Genomic DNA, 13,769 nt, shown 5'->3' with positions numbered 1-13,769 from the left:
TTGGGAAAGTTTTGGCAGAACTGGTTAAGTAAACGTTTTCAGTTTGCACAGCAAAAACAGCTCTCACAACGTGATGTGCTAGTCTTTATCTATCAGCAGGGCTATCTGTATCTGGTACTTATTTTCATCACCTTTATTGCAGGTGTAAATTATGCCAATAACCTGATTCTAGGTTTTTGCTTTCTGATCAGTGCCGTACTGTGTATCAGTTTTTATCTGACTTTTAAGCAGCTGCATGGGTTAAGTATCGAGCTGCTTACAGATGAAATCGGGCAGGTGGGACACGACCTGAATCTGCATTTCCATTTTCAGCAACCATTCGCACAATCACGATATCTGTATATTCAGGCAGGTGAACAGCTTTATAAGGTATTGGTCAATCAGACCAGGCAAAAATTTAGCCTTTCCTTTTATGCTGAACAGCGTGGAAAATTTGTCTATCCGGCCATTCAGATATATTCGGTCTATCCTTTTGGACTGGTAAGAGCTTGGACCTATCTTTATCACCAGCGCTTTGCATGGGTAGCACCGAAAGCCCAGTATTCGACTGCTGAAAATAAGCAGCATTTGCCAAGTTTTGAGCCAGAAATGGATGAGTTTCGAGAACTACGAAGTTATCAGACAGGGGAATCATTGCAGGCTGTTTCCTGGAAACAGGTAGCGCGTGGGCAGGGTTTATATATTAAGGTCTTTGAACAATATCAGAACCAGCACAGTATAGAGATTCATTATGCACATATGCCAAGCCCATCGCATGAAGAAAAGCTGGAATGGATGATGGGGCTGGTCGAACAATGTGAACAACAGCAATTGGCCTATAGCCTGCATTTGCCCCATGCAGAACTGGCTTCAGGTTATGGCGCTGAACAGATGCATCAGGCCAAACTTTTATTGGCGCAGGCTTAAGAGGATAGACATGATGAATGCAAATATCCGCACAGCCATTTTGCTCAGTCTCAGTTTAATTCTGGCTGTACAGGTGAGTTATCTGCCTGCAGGACTCAGCATCATCTTTGCCCTGATGCTGGTATTACTCTGGCTGAATCTGAGAAAGCAAAAGACTTTTCCTAAAAAATGGACCCTGTTGCTGACAGTCATAGCACTTGCAGTTATTTATTTTACACATCAAAGCTTTTTGGGTGTAGACGCGGGTGTTGCTGTGCTTTCCACTTTCTTATTTGCCAAGGCTTTTGAAACCCGTACTAAACGTGACCTGATTATTTTATTTAACTTTGCCCTGTTTGTGGCGGCGAGTACTTTCCTGTATAGCCAGTCTTTTATCATGGCTTTTGGGATTCTGCTTTGCTTACTAAGCTGTTTCATTGGCTTATATCGTATTCAGGTAGGTGAATTTAAGCAGGATTTACAGGCTCAGGAGAACACATTAAAACAAGATGTTAAACATGTCGGCAAATTTGTACTCTATGCACTGCCATTTTTTATTTTACTCTTTATCTTTTTTCCACGTTTGCCACCGATGTGGCATATCCCCATTCCTGAAAATAAAGGGGTCACCGGAATTAGTGACAGGATGTCTCCGGGGGATATTGCACAGTTATCTCAGTCGAGTACATTAGCGTTCCGAATTATAGGCGATGTAAGCAAGCTACCTCCGCGTGCAGAATTATACTGGCGTGCCTTGGTATTAGATGAATATGATGGTCAAACCTGGACCAGTAGTGCAGTCAATCAGCAGCCACAAATCCGCCAACAGAATGATTCTGCCTCATTGGCATCGGGCTGGGATTATCAGTATCTGGCTTCAGATCCATCCGTACTCTGGGTGATGGGATTGGATAAATCAGTCCCTTTAGAGCGTCGTTATTATAACCGTTATGATTGGGGAATTGTGCCGCGCCGTTTAACTCAGCGAGTGGAACCGATTCAGCTACGCTGGGTGGGAACAGAAGTAGAGCAGCCTCATTTAAATGCTAACTATCTGCAATATATGAATACCCGAACGCCTGCTCAATATGATTCTCAAACTCAGGCACTGGCAGCAAATTTAGTTAAACAGAGCGAGGGTAGTCAACAGCGCTATATTCAAAATGTGTTGAACTGGTACCGGGCGAATAATTTTGTATATACCTTAACTCCAGGAACATTAGGCCAAAACCGGGTGGATGAATTTCTGTTTAATGCGCGCCGTGGTTTCTGTGAGCACTACGCATCCAGTTTTGTCATGCTAATGCGTTATGCAGGAATACCAGCACGTGTGGTCACGGGGTATCAAGGTGGTTCACTCGCACCTGATGGCAAGAGTTGGGAAGTGCGCCAGATGGATGCGCATGCCTGGACTGAAGTCTGGGTGAACCAGCACTGGCAGCGAATTGATCCTACTGCCATTATTGCTCCACAACGTATTGATAATGGTATGCAAAACTTGATGTCTGAAAATTCAGCAGTTTTAGGTGAGGGTAGAACATGGACAACACAGCAATATCAGTTTATGACCAAGTTGAGGATATGGAGTGACTATGCCAGTTATCAGTGGCAAAGTAAGGTGGTAGGTTATAATGCAGATTCACAACGCAGCTGGATGTCTAAACTTGGCTTGAACTCTGCTTATGCAGCTGTGTGGATACTTATAATAGGTATTGCATCTTTGATCGCATCTTATTTCTTATGGATTTATATTCAAAAGCGAAGACAGAATTCACCATTCGAGCTAGCCATAGAGCAGCTTAATCGTTCCCTGCTTATTCAGATGCGTAAGCAGCCGGCTGAAACATTTAAACAGTGGATGCTTCGAATATCAGCTTCCTTAAGCTCAGATCAGGTTACGTCTTTTTATGAAGCTATACAAATCTATGAGAGAAATCAATTTTCAGCTTATAAGCCTGACCAAAAGGATATTAATAAATTCAGATACTTGCTTAAAAAATGTGCATATACACTGAAAAATAAAGGAAAAAACTTGTCTTAAGATTCAAAAATTTATAATATGCGTAACATTCTAGGTGTATAGCTCAGTTGGTTAGAGCGCTACGTTGACATCGTAGAGGTCTCCAGTTCGAGTCTGGATATACCTACCAAGATTTTAAAATCTCTAAATACTATAACATTTTTTAATTTAAGCCTTTTTATATAATCTAATTTAGCCATATATAAATTCTTCTTTTATTATTCTGATTTTGCTATTTCCTCTCTAGGTATTAGGTTTTTTTATGATTATTTTTTAGATAAAATCTTTAACAAATTATAAATTATTACTAATTCCTTGCTTATTAGTAACGATAACTTATTTTATCCTTAATTATAATTTCCTGTTTTTTTGAGATTTTCTTAAAAATAATAATTTTTCGCTATTTAATTAAGGCGAATTTATAAATTTAACGTAATGATTAAAAATATAAGAATCTATGAAATTTAGCATAATAATGCATTAAAAATAAAACTGGTTAATATATAGTCATTAGCGCAAAATTTCTATTTGATTTGAATCTGTTTTTAACTTATTAAATTGGTTTATGTAACTGATTTTATTGGTTTATAAGCTTGAGTATTTTTTGATATTACCTAATTTTAAAAAAGAAAAAAATAGGATCTTTTAAAGTATGCATAAAAAATAATTTGTTTGCTGATATTTTTTGTAAGACATTAATTTACTAAATACTCGTTTTGTTAGTATTAATTATTAAAATATCTAAAATATTAGAAATAGCGATAAGATAAAAATATAGAACTTATTCAGCTATTTTTAGAGAGTTATGTCAAATTCCAGAAGTGAGTCAATTAAAGTGACTAAAAATCAGATAGAGAAACGTCCTCTTTATGTGCCATACGCAGGATATACGTTACTTGAGCTGCCTCTTCTAAACAAAGGTTCTGCTTTTACCGAAGAAGAAAGAAAGAGTTTTAATTTACATGGACTTATCCCGCATGTCATTGAGTCTATTGAAGAACAAAGTCAGCGCTCTTATCAGCAATACTGTTCTTTTAATGATGATATTAATAAGCACATCTACCTGCGTAACATTCAAGATACCAATGAAACGCTGTTTTATCATTTAATTGAAAATCATTTAAGTGAAATGATGCCCATCATTTATACCCCAACGGTAGGTGAGGCGTGTCAGCGCTTTTCAGATATCTATCGCCGGCATCGTGGGATATTTATTTCCTATGCTGACCGTGAGGGCATTGATCAGATTTTACATAACGTTAATCGCAGAAATGTCAAAGTCGTAGTGATTACAGATGGTGAGCGGATTTTAGGTCTGGGTGACCAAGGGATCGGAGGAATGGGTATTCCGATTGGAAAATTAGCCTTATATACCGCATGTGGGGGAATCAGTCCGGCTTATACATTGCCAATTACGCTGGATGTAGGAACCAATAATCAACAGCTCTTAAATGATCCGATCTATATGGGCTGGCGTAAACCGCGTATTAGTGGCGATGAGTATTTCAATTTTGTTGATCAGGTCATTCATGCCGTTCAAAAAAGATGGCCAAATGTCCTGATTCAATTTGAAGATTTTGCTCAACATCATGCGATGCCATTATTAGAAAAATATCGTGATCAAGCATGCTGTTTTAATGATGATATTCAAGGAACAGCTGCAGTTGCAGTAGGTAGCCTGATTGCAGCATCACATGCTTCTAATAAACAACTGAAAGACCAAACCGTAGCTTTCCTCGGAGCAGGTTCTGCAGGATGTGGTATTGCGGAGCAGATTGTTGCCCAGATGGTGGCGGAAGGATTAACGGATGCTCAGGCACGTAAACGTATTTTCATGGTGGATCGTTTTGGTCTGATTACTGAAAATCAGCCAAATCTTTTAGATTTCCAGCGAAAATTAGCTCAGGATCCAAAAAATATCGCCAAATGGGCAGATGCGGAGAGTACGATTTCATTACTTGATGTGGTGAAATTTGCGAAACCTACAGTTCTTATTGGTGTATCTGGACAGCCGGGCTTATTCAGTAAAGATGTCATTACAGCGATGGCTGAGCACTGTGAGCATCCGATTATTTTCCCATTGTCTAATCCAACTTCCAAAGTGGAAGCGGTTCCTTCAGATATTATCCAGTGGACAGATGGGAAAGCATTAATTGCCACAGGTAGTCCATTTACACCCGTCAATTATCAGGGAGAGATTTATAACATTTCGCAATGTAATAACTCCTATATTTTCCCTGGGATTGGATTGGGGGTAATTGCATCTGGAGCGAAGCGCGTGACCAATAATATGTTAATGGCCTCAAGCAATGCATTAGCTGAATGCTCACCGAAATTGAAAGATCCGAAAGCGGATTTGTTGCCTGAATTGGATCAGATTCAGCAGATTTCCAAGGTGATTGCATTAAGAGTTGCGCAAGCAGCAATACAAGATGGGGTGGCACCTCAGGCAACTATAGAAACGTTGAAAGAAGCAATTGAAGCGAATTTCTGGAAGCCTGAATATCGTCGATATGAGCGGGTTACATTTTAATAAGTGATCAGATTACAGGAACTAGGTGCAAGGGTTTATAAGTAATATACTTATAAACCCTTTTTTGAGTAGCTAAGACGATGATCTTCATGAGCAATATTTTCTTGATTCATAATGTCTGATACAAAAAATGAATCTGGGCAGATTCAAAAAGAATAATTTTACAGTTTAATTGAAACTAAAGAGGGTTGAATAAACTGGTATATGAAATCATCATAAAAACTTGTTATAAATTAAAGATTACGAAACAACTAAATACTTCTACACCTTTTTAATTGAATATGCAGTTAAAAATCCTCGGAGATGTCCATGTGCGTGCTGCCCGCTATAAAATTCTGATTGTTATATTACTGGTCCTGATAGTGGGTTTTGTACTTTTTCGCTGGTGGAAAGGACCGGAATTGCCGAGCTATACCTTAAAGGCGATGCCATTAGTACAAAATGTGGTAGCAACAGGACGTGTGGCAACGGTATCTCGTGCTGACATTGGCAGTGAGCTTGCTGGTGTTGTGCTGGAACGACGCGTTCAGGAAGGTGATCAAGTTAAACCAGGCGATCTGCTGGTCGTATTGAAATCAGATGAATTGGCTGCCCAGGTGCGGCAAGCAGAAGTTGCACTGACCGAATTAGCCACAAGTCGACGTCCACAGGCCGCAGCAGAATTAGCCTCGGCCAAAGCTCAACTTGAGCAGGCCAGCCGTGAAGCCAACCGTCGACGTAATGCCGAGCCAGGCATTCTTTCGGCTGAAGAAATTGAACAGGCTGTCGAAGCGGAAAGGGTCGCACGCAATAACTTCGAAACCGCACGACTCAAAGCTGCTGCACTGGCACAAGGACAGGTTGAAGAAGCCTCATTGCGTGAGCAGCTTGCAGTTGCTCAGGTTCAACTGGACAAAACCAAAATTCGTGCGACGGTCGCAGGCACAGTACTGACTCACGATGTAGAGCCGGGTGATCTGGTTCAGCCGGGACAGACCTTATTTACTATTGCCATTAATGGTAATACTGAAATTCGCGTTCCATTGGATGAACGTAATTTATCGCGACTGGCTTTACAGCAAAAAGCAACGGTGATTGCTGATGCCTATCCAGAGTACACTTTCCCTGCATGGATTAGCTTTATTGCCCCAAGTATCGATCCGCAACGTGGAACAGTTGAGCTTAAACTTACTGTAGACCCGGTACCTGATTTTCTACGTCAGGATATGACGGTTTCAGTCAATGTCGAAACGGGTCGCCGCGAGCGAGCTTTAGCCATACCTAATGATGCGCTTACCGGTCTTAAAGGAGATAAAGCGACAGTACTACTGGTACGCAATGGTAAGGTTCAACGTCAACAAGTCACATTAGGCTTGCGTGGTCTGGATCGTGCTGAAGTAATTTCAGGTTTGAAGGAGGGTGATCAGGTACTGGCTAATCCAGACGCTTCTTTAGAAGATGGTGCGCGAGTACGGATAAAACCGCAAAATATCCTAACTGAAAATCCTGCCAATCAAAGCAATACTAAAAACGAAATACCGGTGAAACTCGATTGAAAAACTTTTTCGGACGGCTATGGACCGAATGGACAATTGCGGTCAGTTTCTTACGTGAAGGACGATCACAATCCATCATGATCACTGTCGGAGTTGCAGTGGGCGTGGCTGTGATTGTATTTATTACAGCATTGATTCAAGGTCTACAATCCAATCTGATTGACCGGACTTTAGGGACCCAGGCACATATCCGTTTATTGTCTCCAGATGAAGTCAATCAGGTCGCACCGACCAAAGAAGGTATTATTCAGCTTGTATTGGAAGATAAGCGCGCACAACGTTTACGTTCCATTAATAACTGGCAGCAAATTGTAACGACACTGGATCAATTGCCCGTTCTGACTGCAGTATCACCTGTTGTTTCTGGACCGGCTCTGGTCCAGCGTGGGGATGCGATCGAATCTGTTGCACTGGTTGGGATTGATCTGGAACGTTATCAGCAGATTATTCCTTTAAAAGAATACTTACAGAGCGGTCAGTTAAGGATTGGTGCGGATGATGTCGTGATTGGCAGTGAATTGGCTAAAGATCTTGGTGTGCAGGTAGGGAGTAAATTACGGCTGGATACCGGGCAGCAAGAAAGTACCTTGGTAAATATTGCCGGGATTTTTGAGTTAGGGGTGCGTGAGCTGGATGCACGCTATATCTATCTGGATTTGAAACAGGCACAGTCTTTGTTGCTGTTGCCGGGTGGGGTGACGGTAATTGATCTGCGGGTAACAGACCTTTTTCAGGCAGACCAGATTGCGGATCAGGTAGGACGTCTGACGTCCTTGCAGGCTGAAAGCTGGATTGAAACCAATGCGCAGTTGATGAATGCGATTTCCTCACAAAGTCTCTCGACCAATATGATTATTATTTTCGTCGCCGTTTCAGTCGCTTTTGGTATTGCCAGTGTCATGTCGGTTAGCGTGGTGCAACGAACCCGGGAAATTGGAATCTTACGCGCGACCGGTGCAACCCAAACACAAATTTTAAGAGTATTTCTATTTCAGGGGGCGATTTTTGGGCTTATCGGTTCGGCAATTGGAAGCTCTGCCAGCTATGGTCTGGTATGGATTTTTAATAATTTTGGCCCAGGCCTATTTTATATTCCGGTACCTATTGAACTGGTACTTCTCGCGCTGTTATTGGCAACTTTGACCGGTGTACTGGCAGCCGCTATACCAGCACGTCGTGCAGCAGCCTTGGACCCAGTGGAGGCCATACGTCATGTCTGAGCAGTTTCAGGAAGTTTTGCGTTTAGAGGCGCTGCGAAAATCCTATAACATCGGTCAACCAAATGAAGTGGAAGTTTTGCACGGTATTGACCTATGTATTGAGCGTCAGGATTTTGCTGCACTGATTGGTCCTTCAGGTTCAGGAAAAAGTACCTTATTGAATATTCTGGGATTACTGGATCAGCCGAGCAGTGGTGAATTATATCTGCTTGGTCAGCCAACCAGTAAAATGACAGATACACAACGGACTGCACTGCGAGGCAACAGTATTGGCTTTGTTTTCCAGTTTCACCATCTGATTCAGGCATTTACTGCCCTCAATAATATTTTAATGCCATTAATGTTGACCCACGGCAGACCAGATCAACAGTCAATTGATCAGGCACGTGAATTATTGGCAGCAGTTGGACTGGAAAAGTTTGCTGATCGTAAACCGAATGAGCTGTCTGGTGGACAGCAACAGCGTGTTGCGATTGCCCGTGCATTAATTACCAATCCAGCTTTATTACTGGCGGATGAACCCACCGGAAATCTGGATACGCAAACTGCGGAAGAAATGTTTGCGCTATTTCGTAAGGTGCATCAGGAACGGGATTGTGCCGTACTTTTAGTCACCCATGATCCGCGTTTATCAGCCACCTGTGATCGTACCATCAATCTGGTCGATGGCTTGATTCAAAGTGATACCAGAACGCAAAGGGTTGAGAAAGAACCGAAGGAATGACTTATTCATTCATCATTATAAGAACAAAACTATTCTGATTTTGATCATGTCGCTCATGTTCTACAATAGGATGAGTTTTTCAAAAAGTATCAAAAGCAGAAGGACAGCCCTGTATTTTCAGGATTTTTCAGGGGGTAGGGTAGTTCAAGCCAAATATAATGCTAAACGCCTGCAATACCATAAAGATGATTGGCTAGGGATTCTCATCTTCTTCATCCTCATGTCTTTGACGGATCTGGTCGCGTTTGATTTGGGGATCTTTATCCACACCTAATTGACCACGTTGAATTTCCCGATCCTGCTTTTCTTGCGGGTCTAATTCCTCCTCAGGAAATTCTTCGTTCAATGCTTCCTCAAGTTCTTTGTTTTCATCTGGATTTGCCATAAGAGTTTACCTAGTTCTTCATGAATCACGTTATTGGATGTTTTTTCTATTATAAAAACCAAACATCCCAAGTCTGTTGTATTTATAGCTCGGCTGATTTAAAAAATTGTTGTCGATGTAAATGGTTTTAATGATTCGCTAATAATCCTAATAAGTGCTTTATAAATGTTAATACTTGTTTAGAAGCATTAGTTCACAATTTCTTTTTCTTCTGGAGAGATCAATGTATTAATCTAAGCCTAGTGCCAAATATCTTATGACATAGAGAATGATAAATTTCATATAAAAATCAGTTTTTGGTGCCTGTTGCTGGCAAGCAAATTGCAATAACAACATACCGTCAGGTTCTGTGCCAGAAGTGCAGAGCCTAAATTAAACCCTCAGCTTCGCCACAAGCGAAAAAGAGTTTTAAAGGTTAGCGTATATGGCAATTCAATCTAATCCTCGGGTGATTTACCCGACGCGTCATCCTGCACCGCAGGAGACCAGAAAACATACTGCGTTTGAAGACCTACAGGCCTTATTCTCAGGTTCTCTGTTTGTCAGTATCTGTATGACCATGTTTGCTCAGGCGGGCTTATTGACCGGCAGTACCGCAGGGCTTGCCTTTGTGCTGCATTACGCCACAGGCTGGTCTTTCAGTCTAATCTATTTTGTGATCAATATCCCTTTTTACTGGTTCGCCTGGAAATATATTGGCAGGGAATTTACGCTCAAGACTTTTATTTCTGTCGCTTTACTCTCACTGATTACCTTTATTGCACCTCGGTATTTGCATATTGATTATCTGCATCCAGCTTTTGCCGCGATTGCAGGTGGCTTTCTGATGGGAACCGGTGTGCTGTTCTTGGCCCGACATAAATCCAGTCTCGGTGGTGCAACCATCATTTCCCTATATGCACAGGAAAAGTGGGGTATGAAAGCAGGCAATGTACAGATGGTAATTGACTGTATTGTGGTGCTACTTGCACTCTGGATTGTGCCATTTGATAAAGTGCTTTGGTCAATTCTGGCAGCAGTGATCATGGGAAGTTTTCTGGCGATTAATCATCGACCGGGACGCTATAAAGGGCATTGAATAAAAGACAGGATTGGAAAATAGCCTAAGCATTAATACTGATTCATAAATCTAGAAAAGAGCAATGAACAACAAGGCCTGTTGCTCTTTAATATTGAATCAAACTACGTCCATCAGAATATGATCGCTAGGATGTGTACTGATAGCTAACTATATTTAACTTTACTTGAATCACTTTAATTTGCTATCTAAATGACTTTCTTTTACGTGACTTTTTTTCGCCTTCAGTTTTATAGCTGAAGGCTTTTTTATAACAAATATCTACAATAATTTATTGTGTTAATAGTAAAGCAATGCCACTTATGAACATCTCAAAATTACAATCCTGGAGTAGATTACTGATAAATAAAAAAGTATATTTTTTAGCTTAAATTTGCCAATTTATTCATCTAAAACACTATAATCAGAATAAAATTAAAAACAGTAAAATCATCATTTTCGCTAACATATTCAGATTTTCTTTAAATTGACCAAGATGTTTCAAGTAGTCTGTCATTAAGTCCAACATTGAATAAAACCACTCATCGTTTTTTTGTCTCTTTTAATAGTTAAAAGCTTTAATTGCCCTGAAATAGTGCTAAAAATGATGATGATGAATAATCCATTTGACTTTTTAAAGTATAGGTACTTATAAAAAAGCTATTTTCTATACGGTGAATAAACTAAGTAAACTTAAGGATTCATTAGAAATTAACAGCTCTAAAAAAACTATATATTAGAAAAACTGCTAAATATTCTTTAAAAATAGGCAGAATAAGAATAATAGATTTTTTGTATATGAAAGATGAGTAAATTGATTGGATTATAATCAATAGAAAATTGCAACAAATTGTATAATTTTTCAGCAAAATCACAACTTGAAATGATATTTCGTTGACTGTAAAGCAAGGAGATACGATACTCTCAAGGTTTAATGCAAACATATCGGTTCACAGGGTCTGAGTCAAAAGCTTGATCCTCAAAACTCTATCAAACGCAAGGGGCTATATATGGCTGGTGGAAAGTCAACAATCATTTACACACTGACCGACGAGGCGCCATTGTTGGCGACCTACTCGCTACTGCCGATCATTGAGACCTTTACTAAGCCTGCTGGCGTTGAGATTGTCAAAACTGACATCTCTGTTGCAGCACGCGTGCTCGCAGAATTCTCAGACTACCTGACTGAAGAACAGAAAGTAGCTGACAACCTTGCTGAGCTAGGCCGTCTTACACAAGATCCAAGCACAAATATTATTAAACTACCTAATATCAGTGCTTCTGTAGCTCAGTTAACAGCATGTATTAAAGAGCTTCAGTCTAAGGGCTATGCAATTCCTGATTATCCAGAAAACCCAACTACTGAAGAAGAAAAAGCACTTAAAGCACGTTTCGGTAAATGCCTCGGTTCTGCTGTAAACCCGGTATTACGTGAAGGTAACTCTGACCGTCGTGCCCCAACTGCCGTTAAAAACTACGCGAAAAAACACCCGCACTCTATGAGCGAGTGGAAACAGTGGTCACAAACTCACGTTTCACATATGGACGAAGGTGACTTCTACCACGGTGAAAAGTCGATGACTTTAGACCGCGCACGTAACGTGAAAATGGAATTAATCACTAAGTCTGGTGAAACCATTGTTCTTAAGCCAAAAGTTGCGCTTCAAGACGGCGAAATCATCGACTCAATGTTCATGAGCAAAAAAGCGCTTTGCGACTTCTATGAAAAAGAATTAGATGACTGTAAAGAAGCAGGCATCCTGTTTTCTCTACACGTTAAAGCGACCATGATGAAAGTGTCACACCCGATCGTATTCGGTCACTGTGTGCGCATTTACTACAAAGAAGCGTTTGAGAAACACGGTAAACTGTTTGATGAGCTAGGCATTAACGTAAACAACGGTATGGCTGGCCTTTACGAGAAGATTGAAACACTTCCGACTTCTTTACGTGAAGAAATCATCCGTGACTTACACGCTTGTCAAGAACACCGTCCAGCGCTTGCAATGGTTGATTCTGCGAAAGGTATCACTAACTTCCATTCTCCAAACGACGTAATTGTAGATGCTTCTATGCCTGCAATGATTCGTGGTGGTGGTAAAATGTGGGGTGCTGACGGCAAACCTTACGACTGTAAAGCGGTAATGCCTGAATCTACTTTCGCACGTATTTACCAGGAAATGATCAACTTCTGTAAATGGAATGGTAACTTCGATCCACGTACAATGGGTACTGTACCTAACGTTGGTTTGATGGCGCAAAAAGCTGAAGAATACGGTTCACACGACAAGACTTTCGAAATTCCTGAAGCAGGTATTGCGAACATCACTGACCTGGAAACAGGTGAAGTGTTGATGTCTCAAAACGTGGAAGAAGGTGATATCTGGCGTATGTGTCAGGTGAAAGACGCACCGATCCGCGACTGGGTAAAACTTGCTGTAACGCGTGCACGTAACTCTGGCATGCCTGCAATCTTCTGGCTTGACCCGTACCGTCCACACGAAAACGAACTGATCAAGAAAGTTCAAACTTATTTGAAAGATCATGACACTGACGGTCTAGACATCCAGATCATGTCTCAAGTACGTGCGATGCGTTATACACTTGAACGTGTTGCTCGTGGCCTAGATACTATTTCAGTAACTGGTAACATCCTGCGTGACTACCTGACTGACTTGTTCCCGATCATGGAACTGGGTACTTCTGCGAAAATGCTTTCTATCGTGCCATTAATGGCGGGTGGCGGCATGTACGAAACTGGTGCGGGCGGTTCTGCACCTAAACACGTACAACAGCTGGTAGAAGAAAACCACTTACGTTGGGATTCTCTAGGTGAGTTCCTGGCACTTGCTGTTTCTCTAGAAGAAATGGGCATTAAAGAAAATAATCCACGTGCGAAACTACTTGCAAACACACTTGATGCTGCGACTGGTAAATTGCTTGACAATGACAAGTCTCCATCACGTCGTACTGGCGAGTTAGACAACCGTGGTAGCCACTTCTACCTGGCTAAATTCTGGGCTGAAGAGCTTGCTACACAAGACCAAGATGCAGAATTGAAAGCGAAATTCGCGCCTATCGCACAAGCCCTGGCTGAAAACGAAGCGAAAATCGTTGAAGAGCTGAATACTGTTCAAGGTAAAACAGTAGACATCGGTGGTTACTACGCAGTTGATCCTGCGAAAGTAAATGCTGTAATGCGTCCAAGTGCGACATTGAACCAGATCATTGAATCACTACAGGCTTAATTAGAAGCTGGCCTGACTATCAGCTTAGTGAAGTGAAATAAAAACCGGTGCTTAGGCACCGGTTTTTATTTACCATGATGAAAACTAAAGGGATGCTTTATTGACGAAGCATCCCTTTAGGGCTATAGGTGAAATGAATAAACAGCCATTTCATATAAATAA

The 13,769-nt window shown here is 41.1% G+C and carries 9 protein-coding genes and 1 tRNA gene; 9 read left to right on the top strand and 1 reads right to left on the bottom strand.

Going from position 1 to position 13,769, the window contains the following annotated elements; translation table 11 throughout:
- From FSC11_RS09480 to FSC11_RS09450, 7 genes are all read left to right on the top strand, one after another.
- Nucleotides 1–906 (top strand): DUF58 domain-containing protein, encoded by a 906-nt coding sequence (locus tag FSC11_RS09480; RefSeq protein ID WP_103800397.1) that lies wholly within the window; start codon nucleotides 1–3, stop codon nucleotides 904–906.
- 10 nt (nucleotides 907–916) lie between these two features.
- Nucleotides 917–2,926: a transglutaminase TgpA family protein gene (locus FSC11_RS09475; protein ID WP_163166569.1), complete on the top strand. Its 2,010-nt coding sequence runs from the start codon at nucleotides 917–919 to the stop codon at nucleotides 2,924–2,926.
- Nucleotides 2,927–2,958: 32 nt separating this feature from the next.
- A tRNA-Val gene (locus FSC11_RS09470) sits at nucleotides 2,959–3,035 on the top strand.
- A 675-nt stretch (nucleotides 3,036–3,710) separates the two neighbouring features.
- Entirely contained in the window at nucleotides 3,711–5,438 is a 1,728-nt protein-coding gene (locus tag FSC11_RS09465; protein WP_163166567.1) for an NAD-dependent malic enzyme, read from the top strand.
- Between the two features lie 311 nt (nucleotides 5,439–5,749).
- Nucleotides 5,750–6,973, top strand: coding sequence for an efflux RND transporter periplasmic adaptor subunit (locus FSC11_RS09460; protein ID WP_171521742.1), 1,224 nt, complete (start codon nucleotides 5,750–5,752; stop codon nucleotides 6,971–6,973).
- Nucleotides 6,970–8,193: an ABC transporter permease gene (locus FSC11_RS09455; RefSeq protein WP_163166563.1), complete on the top strand. Its 1,224-nt coding sequence runs from the start codon at nucleotides 6,970–6,972 to the stop codon at nucleotides 8,191–8,193. The genes FSC11_RS09460 and FSC11_RS09455 overlap by 4 nt, the downstream gene beginning before the upstream one ends.
- Complete coding sequence (locus FSC11_RS09450) at nucleotides 8,186–8,917, top strand: ABC transporter ATP-binding protein (protein WP_163166561.1); 732 nt, start codon at nucleotides 8,186–8,188, stop codon at nucleotides 8,915–8,917. The genes FSC11_RS09455 and FSC11_RS09450 overlap by 8 nt, the downstream gene beginning before the upstream one ends.
- Before the next feature lie 193 nt (nucleotides 8,918–9,110).
- On the opposite strand, the gene FSC11_RS09445 is transcribed toward FSC11_RS09450, so the two are convergent.
- Entirely contained in the window at nucleotides 9,111–9,302 is a 192-nt protein-coding gene (locus FSC11_RS09445) for a hypothetical protein (RefSeq protein ID WP_163166559.1), read from the bottom strand.
- Between the two features lie 424 nt (nucleotides 9,303–9,726).
- Between FSC11_RS09445 and FSC11_RS09440 the strand changes: the two genes are divergently transcribed.
- Together FSC11_RS09440 and FSC11_RS09435 are read left to right on the top strand one after the other, a co-directional pair.
- On the top strand, nucleotides 9,727–10,380 hold the full coding sequence (locus FSC11_RS09440) for a YitT family protein (RefSeq protein ID WP_071320500.1): 654 nt from the start codon (nucleotides 9,727–9,729) through the stop codon (nucleotides 10,378–10,380).
- Between the two features lie 989 nt (nucleotides 10,381–11,369).
- Entirely contained in the window at nucleotides 11,370–13,607 is a 2,238-nt protein-coding gene (locus tag FSC11_RS09435; RefSeq protein WP_004894125.1) for an NADP-dependent isocitrate dehydrogenase, read from the top strand.
- Nucleotides 13,608–13,769: the final 162 nt, after the last annotated feature.

Source organism: Acinetobacter schindleri, assembly GCF_010918895.1.
Lineage (GTDB): Bacteria > Pseudomonadota > Gammaproteobacteria > Pseudomonadales > Moraxellaceae > Acinetobacter > Acinetobacter schindleri.
Note: the sequence above shows the minus strand (reverse complement) of the source record. Positions and strands in the feature narration are given on the sequence as shown.